10 protein-coding genes are annotated in these 13,261 nt (G+C 71.9%); 8 read left to right on the plus strand and 2 right to left on the minus strand.

Going from position 1 to position 13,261, the window contains the following annotated elements; translation table 11 throughout:
* Positions 1–62: 62 nt before the first annotated feature.
* On the minus strand, positions 63–716 hold the full coding sequence (locus tag ACWGKU_RS23810) for an MBL fold metallo-hydrolase (RefSeq protein ID WP_452178280.1): 654 nt from the start codon (positions 714–716) through the stop codon (positions 63–65).
* Positions 717–761: 45 nt separating this feature from the next.
* On the minus strand, positions 762–1,514 hold the full coding sequence (locus tag ACWGKU_RS23815) for a maleylpyruvate isomerase family mycothiol-dependent enzyme (protein ID WP_401047237.1): 753 nt from the start codon (positions 1,512–1,514) through the stop codon (positions 762–764).
* A gap of 279 nt (positions 1,515–1,793) precedes the next feature.
* Between ACWGKU_RS23815 and uvrA the strand changes: the two genes are divergently transcribed.
* The 8 genes from uvrA (at position 1,794) to ACWGKU_RS23855 (ending at position 13,256) form a co-directional block, all read left to right on the plus strand.
* Complete coding sequence (gene uvrA, locus ACWGKU_RS23820) at positions 1,794–4,706, plus strand: excinuclease ABC subunit UvrA (RefSeq protein ID WP_452178279.1); 2,913 nt, start codon at positions 1,794–1,796, stop codon at positions 4,704–4,706.
* Between the two features lie 123 nt (positions 4,707–4,829).
* On the plus strand, positions 4,830–5,267 hold the full coding sequence (locus tag ACWGKU_RS23825; protein WP_380548964.1) for a Rieske (2Fe-2S) protein: 438 nt from the start codon (positions 4,830–4,832) through the stop codon (positions 5,265–5,267).
* An 84-nt stretch (positions 5,268–5,351) separates the two neighbouring features.
* Positions 5,352–7,421 (plus strand): excinuclease ABC subunit UvrC, encoded by a 2,070-nt coding sequence (gene uvrC, locus ACWGKU_RS23830; RefSeq protein WP_401047232.1) that lies wholly within the window; start codon positions 5,352–5,354, stop codon positions 7,419–7,421.
* Positions 7,422–7,539: 118 nt separating this feature from the next.
* On the plus strand, positions 7,540–8,424 hold the full coding sequence (gene rapZ / locus ACWGKU_RS23835; RefSeq protein ID WP_359912919.1) for an RNase adapter RapZ: 885 nt from the start codon (positions 7,540–7,542) through the stop codon (positions 8,422–8,424).
* A 63-nt stretch (positions 8,425–8,487) separates the two neighbouring features.
* The gene (locus ACWGKU_RS23840; RefSeq protein WP_380548970.1) at positions 8,488–9,585 is read left to right on the plus strand and encodes a gluconeogenesis factor YvcK family protein; all 1,098 of its coding nucleotides are present in this window, start codon (positions 8,488–8,490) and stop codon (positions 9,583–9,585) included.
* Entirely contained in the window at positions 9,576–10,556 is a 981-nt protein-coding gene (gene whiA, locus ACWGKU_RS23845) for a DNA-binding protein WhiA (RefSeq protein ID WP_049649611.1), read from the plus strand. The genes ACWGKU_RS23840 and whiA overlap by 10 nt, the downstream gene beginning before the upstream one ends.
* A 326-nt stretch (positions 10,557–10,882) precedes the next feature.
* Complete coding sequence (gap, locus tag ACWGKU_RS23850) at positions 10,883–11,890, plus strand: type I glyceraldehyde-3-phosphate dehydrogenase (protein ID WP_359912922.1); 1,008 nt, start codon at positions 10,883–10,885, stop codon at positions 11,888–11,890.
* Positions 11,891–12,044: 154 nt separating this feature from the next.
* Complete coding sequence (locus ACWGKU_RS23855; RefSeq protein WP_401051099.1) at positions 12,045–13,256, plus strand: phosphoglycerate kinase; 1,212 nt, start codon at positions 12,045–12,047, stop codon at positions 13,254–13,256.
* Positions 13,257–13,261 lie beyond the last annotated feature (5 nt).

Below are 13,261 nucleotides of genomic sequence, written 5' to 3' on the forward strand. Positions count from 1 at the left end.
GTGCCCCCGGCGTCGGTTGCGGGGGGGGGGGGCCTCGGCCGTTCGGCGGGGGCGGGGCGGGGCTACCAGCCGCGCTCGCGCCACTCGTCGAGGTGCGGGCGCTCGGCCCCCAGGGTGGTGTCGTCGCCGTGGCCGGGGTAGACCCAGGACTCGTCGGGGAGGACGTCGAAGATCTTCTCGGTGACGTCGCGGTAGAGCGTCCGGAAGGCCTCCGGGTCGCCCCAGGTGTTGCCCACACCGCCGGGGAAGAGGCAGTCGCCGGTGAAGACGTGCGGGTGGCCCTGGGGGTCGTCGTAGACCAGCACGATCGCGCCGGGGGTGTGGCCGACCAGGTGGCGGACGGTGAGCTCGACCTCGCCGACCCGCAGCCCGGCACCGTCCGCGAGCAGCAGCTCGGTGGGGACGTCGATGCCCTCGGCGTCGTGCTCGCCGGCGGCCGTCCGGGCGCCGGTGGTGGCGACCACCTCGGCCAGCGCGCCCCAGTGGTCGTGGTGCCGGTGGGTGGTGACCACCGTTTCGAGGTCGTCCCCGACGGTCTCCAGCAGCACCGGCGCGTCGGCGGCCGCGTCGATCAGGAGCTGTTCGTCGGTGGCCCGGCAGCGCAGCAGGTAGGCGTTGTTGTCGTACGGGCCGACGGCGACCTTGGTGATGATCAGGTGGGCCAGTTCCCGCACGTCCGGCGCTCCGCCGACCTTGACCGCTCCGTGGTACGTCATCCGTTCGCTCCCTCTCCAGTGGCTCCTGGGATCATCCTCGCGCCGTCAGCCCATCGGGGGAAGCCGGGGGAGGGTGGTGCCGGGGGCGTGGCGCAGGCCGTCGCCGGTGGAGCGGCCGGAGAGCCACGCGGTCAGCGCGCGGACCGGGCCCTCGACGGTCAGGGCCGGGGTGCCGGTGCCGATCACGGCGCGGTCCTCGGTGTCGTCGGCGACCAGCTCCACGGGGGGCAGGCCGGCCTCCCCGGCCAGCCCCTCGGCGAGCCCGCGGAACCGGGTGACCGCGAACTCCTGCGGCCAGTGCGCCGGGGTGTAGCCGCCGTCCAGGTCGACGTGGTGGAACTCCAGCTCGACCACGCGCTTGCCCGGGATGTCGAAGGCCGGGAAGACGTAGCCGGAGCGGTGCCTGACCCCGACGGCCCAGGCCTCGGGGTCCATCAGCGCGGCGGCGGCGAGGAAGCGCTCGTGGGACTCCCGAAGGTCGGCGAGCTGGACCTCCAGCGGGCGCGGCGCGTCGCGCTCGATGTCCTGGTCGCGGGCCTCGTTGCCGGCGTACTGGGGGATGTCGGTGCCGGTGCGGGCGCCGGTCAGCAGGTTGACCAGGGAGTCGGCGTTGCGGGCGAGGTGGGCCAGCACGTGGCCGCGGGTCCAGCCGGGCAGCGCGGAGGGCTCGGCGAGGGCCTCGGGCTTCAGCTCGGCCGCGGTGTGCAGCAGGTGCCGGGTGCTCTCCTCGACCCGGGCCAGGTGCCGGGCGGCGGACGCGGCGGCGGACTGCGGGTCGGTCGGCTGCGGGTCGGTCATCGAATCTGCCTTCTGTGACGAGAGGGTGCGTTGCCCGCGGGGGCTTCGCTCGTTGACCAGGTGACGCTACCGCCGGATCCGCGCCCTGAGCAGGGGGTTTTCGGCTATGCGCGCCGTGCGGGTACGGACGGTCCCGGGGTGGCCCTCACTCGTTCGGGTGGTCTCCGCTGGACAGAGTCGATATTCGAACGTCTGAGCTATAGGCTGGCTGCCGCATCCTGGAAGAAGTACCGATACTCACCGCAAGCCCTCTCGCCCCGGAGAAAGGCGCCAGAAGCAGTGGCCGACCGCCTCATCGTCCGCGGTGCTCGCGAGCACAACCTCAAGAACGTCTCGCTCGACCTGCCCCGCGACTCCCTCATCGTCTTCACGGGCCTCTCCGGCTCCGGCAAGTCCTCGCTCGCCTTCGACACGATCTTCGCCGAGGGCCAGCGCCGCTACGTGGAGTCGCTGTCCTCCTACGCCCGCCAGTTCCTCGGGCAGATGGACAAGCCCGACGTGGACTTCATCGAGGGCCTCTCCCCGGCCGTCTCGATCGACCAGAAGTCCACCAACCGCAACCCCCGTTCGACCGTCGGCACCATCACCGAGGTCTACGACTACCTGCGCCTGCTGTTCGCCCGGATCGGCAAGCCGCACTGTCCGCACTGCGGCCGGCCGATCGCCAAGCAGTCGCCGCAGGCGATCGTGGACAAGGTGCTGGAGCTCGCCGAGGGCACCCGCTTCCAGGTGCTGAGCCCGGTGGTGCGCGAGCGCAAGGGCGAGTTCGTCGACCTCTTCGCCGACCTCCAGTCCAAGGGCTACTCCCGCGCCCGCGTCGACGGCGGGACGATCCAGCTCGCCGAGCCGCCGAAGCTCAAGAAGCAGGAGAAGCACACCATCGAGGTGGTGATCGACCGCCTGACCGTCAAGGACAGCGCCAAGCGGCGGCTCACCGACTCGGTGGAGACGGCCCTGCGCCTGTCCGGCGGCATGGTCGTGCTCGACTTCGTCGACCTCCCCGAGGACGACCCGGAGCGCGAGCGGATGTACTCCGAGCACCTCTACTGCCCGTACGACGACGTGTCGTTCGAGGAGCTGGAGCCGCGCTCGTTCTCCTTCAACTCGCCGTTCGGCGCCTGCCCGGACTGCTCGGGCCTGGGCAACCGGATGGAGGTCGACCCGGAGCTGGTCGTGCCCGACGTCGAGCGCTCGCTGGACGAGGGCGCGATCCACCCGTGGTCGGCCGGGCACGCCAAGGAGTACTTCCAGCGCCTGATCGACGCGCTCGCCGGGGAGCTCGGCTTCCGCACCGACATCCCCTGGGCCGGGCTGCCCGCCCGGGCCAGGAAGGCGCTGCTGTACGGGCACAAGCACCAGGTGGAGGTCCGCTACCGCAACCGCTTCGGCCGGGAGCGCTCGTACAGCACCGGCTTCGAGGGCGCGATCCCGTTCATCCAGCGCCGGCACACCGAGGCGGAGAGCGACAGCAGCCGCGAGCGCTTCGAGGGCTACATGCGCGAGGTGCCCTGCCCGACCTGCCGGGGAACCCGGCTCAAGCCGGTGGTGCTCGCGGTCACCGTCGAGGGCAGGTCGATCGCCGACGTCTCCTCGATGTCGATCAGCGACTGCTCCGAGTTCCTGGGCGCGATGAAGCTGAACGCCCGGGACAAGCAGATCGCCGAGCGGGTCCTCAAGGAGGTCAACGAGCGGCTGCGCTTCCTGGTCGACGTCGGCCTGGACTACCTCTCGCTCGACCGCGCGGCCGGCACCCTGTCCGGCGGCGAGGCCCAGCGCATCCGGCTGGCCACCCAGATCGGCTCCGGCCTGGTCGGCGTGCTGTACGTGCTGGACGAGCCGTCCATCGGCCTGCACCAGCGGGACAACCACCGGCTGATCGAGACGCTGGTGCGGCTGCGCGACATCGGCAACACCCTGATCGTCGTCGAGCACGACGAGGACACCATCAAGACCGCGGACTGGGTGGTCGACATCGGCCCGGGCGCCGGCGAGCACGGCGGCAAGGTGGTGCACTCCGGCTCGCTGAAGCAGCTGCTCACCAACAAGGAGTCGCTGACCGGCCAGTACCTCTCCGGCAAGCGGTCCATCCCGATCCCGGCCTCCCGCCGCGAGCGGGACAAGAAGCGCCAGCTGACCGTCCACGGCGCCCGCGAGCACAACCTCAAGGACGTCACGGTCGGCTTCCCGCTGGGCACCTTCACCGCGATCACCGGCGTCTCCGGCTCCGGCAAGTCGACGCTGGTCAACGACATCCTGTACACCCACCTCGCGCGGGAGCTGAACGGCGCCCGCAGCGTGCCCGGCCGGCACACCCGGATCACCGGCACCGACCAGGTGGACAAGGTGGTGCACGTCGACCAGTCGCCGATCGGCCGCACCCCGCGCTCCAACCCGGCCACCTACACCGGCGTGTTCGACCACGTCCGCCGGCTCTTCGCGGAGACGCAGGAGGCGAAGGTCCGCGGCTACCTGCCCGGCCGGTTCTCCTTCAACGTCAAGGGCGGCCGCTGCGAGAACTGCTCGGGCGACGGCACCATCAAGATCGAGATGAACTTCCTGCCGGACGTCTACGTGCCGTGCGAGGTCTGCCACGGCGCCCGGTACAACCGGGAGACGCTGGAGGTCCACTACAAGGGCAGGTCCATCGCCGAGGTGCTGGACATGCCGATCGAGGAGGCCCTGGACTTCTTCGAGGCCGTCCCGGCGATCGCCCGGCACCTGCGCACGCTCAACGACGTCGGCCTCGGCTACGTCCGGCTCGGCCAGTCCGCGCCCACCCTCTCCGGCGGTGAGGCGCAGCGCGTCAAGCTCGCCTCGGAGCTCCAGAAGCGCTCCACCGGGCGGACGGTCTACGTGCTGGACGAGCCCACCACCGGCCTGCACTTCGAGGACATCAGCAAGCTGATCAAGGTGCTCAGCGGGCTGGTGGACAAGGGCAACACGGTGATCGTCATCGAGCACAACCTCGACGTGATCAAGACCGCCGACTGGGTCGTCGACATGGGCCCCGAGGGCGGCTCCGGCGGCGGCACGGTGGTCGCCGAGGGCACCCCGGAGCAGATCGCCGCCGTCCCGGAGAGCCACACCGGCAAGTTCCTGCGGGACATCCTGCCGGCCGACTTCGCGGACGCCCCGGTCGCCGCCCCGGCGAAGAGGGCGCCGCGCAAGCGCGCGGCCGCCGCGAAGAAGTAGCCCCGTCCGTCCACCCCGCCGCTCCCCGCCGCCCGCACCGTCCGGGTGGCCCGGGAGCGGCGGGGTGGCGCGGCATAGAATTCCGTGGTCCCTCGCCGCAGCAGCAACCGTAGGAGCACACCGATGTCCGAGGCCCCCGAGACCAGCCCCACCGCCTCCCGCCGCACCCTGCTCTGCGGGGCCGCGGCCGTCCTGGCGGCCGGCGGCACCGTGGCGGTCACCGGGTGCAGCTCCTCCGCCTCCTCCGGCAACAGCGCCCCCAAGGGCCCGGTCGACCTCGGCCCGGCCTCGGCCGTGCCGGAGGGCGGCGGCAAGGTCTACCGCGAGCAGAAGATCGTGGTGACCCAGCCCACCGCGGGCCAGTACAAGGCGTTCAACGCCCGGTGCACCCACGCCGGCTGCCTCGTGGACCAGGTGAAGAACAACCAGATCCAGTGCCCCTGCCACGGCAGCCGCTTCGCCATCGCCGACGGCGCCGTGCAGGACGGACCGGCCCCCTCCCCGCTGCCCGCCTACACCGTCACGGTCGAGGGCGGCAACCTCAAGGTGACCCCGAGCTGACCCAGTTGACCGCCTTCCGACCGCCACGGTCCTCCCCGACGATCTCCGCCCCGCGGCCCCGGCCCCACTCGGTACGGTGGACCCATGGCTGACCCGAGCACCTACCGCCCCGCGCCCGGTGCGATCCCGACCTCCCCCGGCGTCTACCGGTTCCGCGACGCCCACGGCCGGGTCATCTACGTCGGGAAGGCCAAGAGCCTGCGGCCGCGCCTGTCGTCCTACTTCCAGGACCTGGCCGGTCTGCACCCGCGCACCGCGACGATGGTCACCACCGCCGCCTCGGTGGAGTGGACCGTGGTCGGGACCGAGGTCGAGGCGCTCCAGCTGGAGTACTCCTGGATCAAGGAGTTCGACCCGCGGTTCAACGTCAAGTACCGCGACGACAAGAGCTATCCGGAACTCGCCGTCACCCTCGACGAGGAGTACCCGCGGGTCCAGGTGATGCGCGGGGCGCACAAGAAGGGCGTGCGCTACTTCGGCCCGTACGGGCACGCCTGGGCGATCCGCGAGACGGTCGACCTGCTGCTGCGCGTCTTCCCCGTCCGCACCTGCTCCAACGGCGTCTTCAAGCGCGCCCGCCAGGTCGGCCGGCCCTGCCTGCTCGGCTACATCGGCAAGTGCGCCGCGCCCTGCGTCGGCAAGGTCTCGGCGGACGAACACCGCGCGCTGGCCGAGGACTTCTGCGACTTCATGGCCGGGCGCACCGGCAACTACCTGCGCCGGCTGGAAGAACAGATGCAGGAGGCCGCCGAGGAACTGGAGTACGAGAAGGCGGCCCGGCTGCGGGACGACATCGGCGCCCTCAAGCGCGCGATGGAGAAGAACGCCATCGTGCTCGCCGACGCCACCGACGCCGACCTGCTGGCCCTCGCCGAGGACGAGCTCGAAGCCGCCGTGCAGATCTTCCACGTCCGCGGCGGCCGGGTGCGCGGCCAGCGCGGCTGGGTCACCGACAAGGTCGAGGACGTCGACACCGCCGGCCTGGTCGAGCACGCCCTCCAGCAGCTCTACGGCGGCGGCGAGTCCGTCCCCCGCGAGGTGCTCGTCCCCGCCCTGCCCGCCCCGGCGGAGCCGGTCCGCGAGTGGCTGAGCGGCCTGCGCGGCAGCCAGGTCGACCTGCGCGTCCCCCAGCGCGGCGACAAGAAGGACCTGATGGCCACCGTGCAGCGCAACGCCCAGCAGGCGCTCGCACTGCACAAGACCAAGCGCGCCTCCGACCTCACCACCCGCAGCCGCGCCCTCCAGGAGATCGCCGACGCGCTGGAGCTGGACTCCGTCCCGCTGCGCATCGAGTGCTACGACATCTCCCACCTCCAGGGCGAGGACGTGGTCGCCTCCATGGTCGTCTTCGAGGACGGCCTGGCCCGCAAGAGCGAGTACCGCCGGTTCCAGATCAAGGGCTTCGAGGGCCAGGACGACGTCCGCTCGATGCACGAGGTGATCGGCCGGCGCTTCCGCCGCTACCTCCAGGAGCGCGAGCAGACCGGCGAGTGGGCCGTCCCGGAGGAGGACGACACCGGCACCGACCCGGGCGGCGGCACCGACCCGGACACCGGCACCGGCGGCACCCGGGACGAGGACGGCCGCCCCAAGCGCTTCGCCTACCCGCCGCAGCTGCTGGTCGTCGACGGCGGGCAGCCGCAGGTCGCCGCCGCCAAGCGCGCCCTGGACGAGCTCGGCATCGACGACGTCGCGCTGTGCGGCCTGGCCAAGCGCCTGGAGGAGGTCTGGCTGCCCGGCGAGGACGACCCGGTGGTGCTGCCCCGCTCCAGCGAGGGCCTCTACCTGCTCCAGCGGGTCCGCGACGAGGCGCACCGCTTCGCGATCAGCTATCAGCGCAACAAGCGTTCCAAGCGACTCACCGCCGGGGAACTGGACTCCGTCCCGGGCCTCGGCGAGACTCGCCGCCGGGCGCTGCTCAAGCACTTCGGCTCGCTGAAGAAGCTCCGGGCCGCCACCGTGGACGAGCTCTGCGAGGTACCCGGCATCGGACGCCGCACCGCGCAGACTGTTGCGGAGGCGTTGTCGTCCCGTACACCCGTCGCACCCGCGGTCAACACCGCGACCGGCGAGATCATCGAGGACGGGGCCGAGCAGGCCGCCGAGCCGGTGGCAGCAGCACCCCAGACCGCACCATCCCAGGAGACGCCATGACGGCCGACGCCGCCCGTCAGCCGGTGTGCCCCGGCCCCGCCCGCCTGCCCGGGCCGGGGAAGGGCGGCCGAGCCGTACGCGTTCTCCCCAGCAGAAAGACCGAGAGCGGGGAACCGAAGTGACCGTGTCAGACGTGGCCGAGAACGCGCCGGAGCTGGTGATCATCTCCGGGATGTCCGGAGCCGGCCGCTCCACCGCGGCCAAGTGCCTGGAGGACCTCGGCTGGTTCGTGGTGGACAACCTGCCGCCGGCCCTGATTCCGACCATGGTCGACCTGGGCGCGCGCTCCCAGGGCAACGTCGCCAGGATCGGCGTGGTCGTGGACGTCCGCGGCCGGCAGTTCTTCGACGACCTGCTCACCTCGCTGGACGAGCTGGAGAAGCGCGGGGTCCGGCTCCGGGTCGTCTTCCTGGACTCCTCCGACGAGGCGCTGGTGCGCCGCTTCGAGAGCGTCCGCCGCCCGCACCCGTTGCAGGCCGACGGCCGGATCGTGGACGGCATCGCCCAGGAGCGCGACCTGCTGCGCGACCTGCGCGGCGAGGCCGACCTGGTGATCGACACCTCCAACCTCAACGTGCACCAGCTGCGCGCCAAGCTGGACGCCCAGTTCGCCGACCACGACGAGCCCGAGCTGCGCGCCACCGTGATGTCCTTCGGATTCAAGTACGGCCTGCCGGTCGACGCCGACCTCGTGGTGGACTGCCGCTTCCTGCCCAACCCGCACTGGGTGCCCGAACTGCGGGCCCGCACCGGCACCGACGCGGACGTCGCCGACTACGTCTTCCAGCAGCCCGGAGCCAACGAGTTCCTGGACGGTTACGCCCAGCTCCTGCGCATCATCACCGAGGGATACCGCCGCGAGGGGAAGCGCTACATGACGCTTGCCGTAGGCTGCACCGGTGGCAAGCACCGCAGCGTCGCCATGTCCGAGCGTCTGACCAAGCGTCTCATCGCCGACGGAGTCGAGACGGTGCTCGTCCACCGTGACATGGGACGGGAGTAACCGCCGCCTCCCTGCCGGGCCCGCCGGCGGAGCGGTCGGCGGGCCGAGGAACGCGAGGTGAGTGTGGCGGGATACGTGCCCGGGCGACAGCCGCAGAGCAGGACCGGTGACCGGGCGGGCAGCCCGGCCCGGCCCACGGCGCCGGGCCGTCCGCGCAGCAGTCCCGCCCGCGCCAATCCGGCGCCCAGGATCACCGCGCTCGGCGGCGGGCAGGGTCTGTCGGCCTCGCTGTCGGCGCTGCGCCGGCTCACCAGCGACCTCACCGCCGTGGTCACCGTCGCCGACGACGGCGGCTCCAGCGGCCGGCTGCGCGAGGAGCTGGGTGTGCTGCCCCCGGGCGACCTGCGCAAGGCGCTGGCCGCGCTGTGCGGGGACGACGACTGGGGCCGCACCTGGTCCGAGGTGATCCAGCAGCGCTTCACCGGCAACGGCGAGCTCGGCGGCCACGCGGTGGGCAACCTGCTGATCGTCGCGCTCTGGGAGAAGCTGGGCGACCCGGTGGCGGCACTGGACTGGGTCGGCCGGCTGCTCAACGTGCAGGGCCGGGTGCTGCCGATGTCGGCGGTGCCGCTGGACATCGAGGCGACCGTCCGCGGTCACGACCCGCTGCGGCCCGGCGAGGTCACGGCCGTGCGCGGCCAGGCCGACGTCGCGGTGACCCCGGGCACCGTGCAGTCGATCCGGCTGCTGCCGGACGAGCCGCCCGCCGTCCCGGAGGCGGTCACCGCCGTCCGGGAGGCGGACTGGGTGGTGCTCGGCCCCGGCTCCTGGTTCACCAGCGTGCTGCCGCACCTGCTGGTGCCCGAGCTGGCCGCGGCGCTCACCGAGACCCGCGCCCGCCGCCTGCTCACCCTGAACCTGGCCCCCCAGCCGGGGGAGACCGAGGGCTTCACGCCGCAGCGTCACCTGGAGGTCATCGCCGACCACGCTCCGGACCTCGCCGTGGATGCGATCCTGGTGGACGAGCGCGCCGTCACCGGCGGGGCCTTCGGCCAGGCCGACCTGGACGGACTGGAGAAGGCCGCCGAACGGATGGGAGCGGCTCTGGTGCTCGGCTCGGTGGCCCGCGCCGACGGGACGCCGCGACACGACCCCGAGCTGTTGGCGGCAGCGTACGACCGGATTTTCCGGACACATGGAAGGATCGGGCCATGGCGATGACTCCAGCGGTGAAGGACGAGATCAGCCGGCTCCCGGTCACCCGGGCCTGCTGTCGCAAGGCGGAGGTGTCGGCGATCCTGCGGTTCGCGGGCGGGCTGCACATCGTGAGCGGCCGCATCGTGATCGAGGCGGAGCTGGACACCGGAGCGGCGGCACGGCGGCTGCGCAAGGACCTGCTGGAGATCTTCGGGCACTCCTCGGACCTGGTGGTGATGGCCCCCGGCGGACTGCGCCGGGGCAGCCGCTTCGTGGTCCGGGTGGTCAAGGACGGCGAGCTGCTGGCGCGCCAGACCGGGCTCGTGGACGGCCGCGGCCGTCCGATCCGGGGCCTGCCCCCGGCGGTCGTCTCCGGGGCCACCTGCGATGCCGAGGCGGCCTGGCGCGGCGCCTTCCTGGCGCACGGCTCGCTCACCGAGCCGGGCCGCTCCTCCTCGCTGGAGATCACCTGCCCCGGCTCGGAGGCCGCCCTCGCCCTGGTCGGCGCCGCCCGCCGGCTCGGCATCCCGGCCAAGGCCCGCGAGGTGCGCGGCGTCGACCGGGTGGTGATCCGCGACGGCGACGCGATCGGCGCCCTGCTGACCCGGCTCGGCGCGCACGAGTCGGTGCTCGCCTGGGAGGAGCGCCGGATGCGGCGCGAGGTGCGCGCCACCGCCAACCGGCTGGCCAACTTCGACGACGCCAACCTGCGCCGCTCGGCCCGCGCCGCGGTGGCGGCCGGCGCCCGGGTGGCCCGCGCGCTGGAGATCCTCGGCGACGAGGTGCCCGAGCACCTGGCCGCGGCCGGCCAGCTGCGGATGCAGCACAAGCAGGCCTCGCTGGAGGAGCTGGGCGCGCTCGCCGACCCGCCGCTGACCAAGGACGCGGTGGCCGGCCGGATCCGCCGCCTGCTGGCGATGGCCGACAAGCGGGCCTCCGAGCTCGGCCTGCCGAGCACCGAGGCCAGCCTCACCGACGAGATGGCGATGAACTGACCGAGATGGCGATGAACTGACGCCCACGCTCACGCTCCGTGATCACGACAGGCCGGTGCCCGGACTTCCGGGCGCCGGCCGCGGTCGTTTCCGGACAGCCGCGGCACTCCTGAATTGGTAGAGACCACTGACCTGGGACCAACTGCCCGGCGGGCCAGGGCCGGACGGCCTGAAATGGGGTTTGGGGCACGCCACGCCCGGTCTCACCAGGCGGCGCGATGTGCCGTCCCAGGCCCCGGAGAGGTAGGGTCATAGGCGGTCGGGGACTTCCCAAATCTCATCCCGCCGGGCCTCGCGCCCGGCGTACCTAACGAGGAGATCGGTTCGTGACGATCCGGGTAGGCATCAACGGCTTCGGCCGCATCGGCCGCAACTTCTTCCGCGCGGTCAAGGCCCAGGGCGCGGACATCGAGATCGTCGGTGTCAACGACCTCACCGACACGAAGACCCTGGCTCACCTGCTCAAGTACGACACCACCCTGGGTACCCTCCAGGCCGAGGTCTCGCACACCGAGGACAGCATCACCGTCGACGGCCACACCTTCAAGGTGACCGCCGAGCGTGACCCCGCGAACCTTCCGTGGGCCGCCCTGGGCGCCGACATCGTCGTCGAGTCCACCGGCATCTTCACCAAGGCCGAGGCCGCGAAGAAGCACCTCGCCGCCGGCGCGAAGAAGGTCATCATCTCGGCGCCCGCCACCGACGAGGACGTCACCATCGTCCTGGGTGTCAACGACGAGAAGTACGACGCCGCCAACCACCACATCATCTCCAACGCCTCCTGCACCACCAACTGTGTGGCGCCGATGGCGAAGGTGCTGAACGAGAGCTTCGGCATCGTCAAGGGTCTGATGACCACCGTCCACGCGTTCACCAACGACCAGGTGACCCTGGACTTCCCGCACAAGGACCTGCGCCGTGCTCGTGCGGCCTCGCAGAACATCATCCCGACCTCGACCGGCGCCGCCAAGGCGACCGCCCTGGTCCTGCCGGAGCTGAAGGGCAAGCTGGACGGCACCTCGCTGCGCGTCCCGGTCCCGACCGGCTCCATCACCGACCTGGTCGTCACCCTGGAGCGCGAGGTCACCAAGGACGAGGTCAACGCCGCCTTCCAGAAGGCCGCGCAGGAGGGCCCGCTCAAGGGCATCCTGGCCTACACCGAGGACCCGATCGTCTCCTCGGACATCGTGAACGACCCGGCCTCGTGCATCTTCGACAGCCAGCTCACCATGGTCCAGGGCAACCAGGTCAAGGTGCTCGGCTGGTACGACAACGAGTGGGGCTACTCGAACCGCGTCGTCGACCTGGTCGCCCTCGTCGGCGGGCAGCTCTGACGTTGCGGGAGCTGACGTGATGTAGGGGCGAGGGCCCGGACGGCGTACGGTGCCGACCGGGCCCTCGTTCCGCGCTCAAGGACTTCTCAGGCGGCCCCTGCGCCGTGCCGCCTCACTGCGCATCAACCATCTCCCCAGGAGAAACCGAATCCCCGTGAAGACCATCGAAGAGCTCATCGAAGCCGGTGTCGAAGGCAAGCGCGTCTTCGTGCGCGCCGACCTGAACGTGCCGCTGGACGGCGACACGATCACCGACGACGGCCGCATCCGCGCCGTCGCGCCGACCATCGCCAAGCTGGCCGCGGCCGGTGCGAAGGTCGTCGTCGCCTCGCACCTCGGCCGCCCCAAGGGCGAGCCGGAGTCGCGGTTCTCGCTCGCCCCGGTGGCCGAGCGCCTCGGCGAGATCCTCGGCAAGGACGTCGCCTTCGCCACCGACACCGTCGGCGACAGTGCCGAGGCCACCGCCGCCGCGCTGGCGAACGGCGAGGTCGCGCTGCTGGAGAACCTGCGCTTCAACGCGGGCGAGACCAGCAAGGACGACGCCGAGCGCAAGGCCTTCGCCGAGCAGCTGGCCGCGCTGGCCGACCTGTACGTGGGCGACGGCTTCGGCGCCGTGCACCGCAAGCACGCCTCGGTGTTCGACCTGCCGGCGCTGCTGCCGCACGCCGCCGGCGACCTGATCGCCACCGAGGTCGGCGTGCTGAAGAAGCTCACCGAGGACGTCGCCCGCCCGTACGTCGTCGTGCTCGGGGGCGCCAAGGTCTCCGACAAGCTCGGCGTGATCGACAACCTGCTGGAGAAGGCCGACCGGATCCTGATCGGCGGCGGCATGGCGTACACCTTCCTCAAGGCCAAGGGCCACGAGGTCGGCATCTCGCTGCTGCAGGCGGACCAGATCCCGGTCTGCCTGGAGTACCTGGCCCGGGCCGAGCAGCGGGGCGTCGAGTTCGTGCTGCCGACGGACGTCCTGGTCTCCGCCGAGTTCCCGGACCTCAAGACCAAGGCCCCGGCGAACCCCACGACCGTCGATGCCGACGCCATCCCGGCCGACCAGGAGGGCCTGGACATCGGCCCGAAGACCCGCGAGCTGTACGCGGCCAAGCTGGCCGACGCGGGCACGGTGTTCTGGAACGGCCCGATGGGCGTCTTCGAGCACCCGGACTACGCGAACGGCACCAAGGCCGTCGCGCAGGCCCTGCTCGACAGCGACGCGTTCACCGTGGTCGGCGGCGGCGACTCCGCCGCGGCCGTCCGCATCCTGGGCTTCGACGAGAACGCCTTTGGACACATTTCGACCGGCGGCGGCGCCAGCCTCGAGTACCTGGAGGGCAAGACCCTCCCCGGTCTCGCCGCACTGGAGGACTGACACAC

Source organism: Kitasatospora sp. NPDC054768 (genome assembly GCF_053612025.1).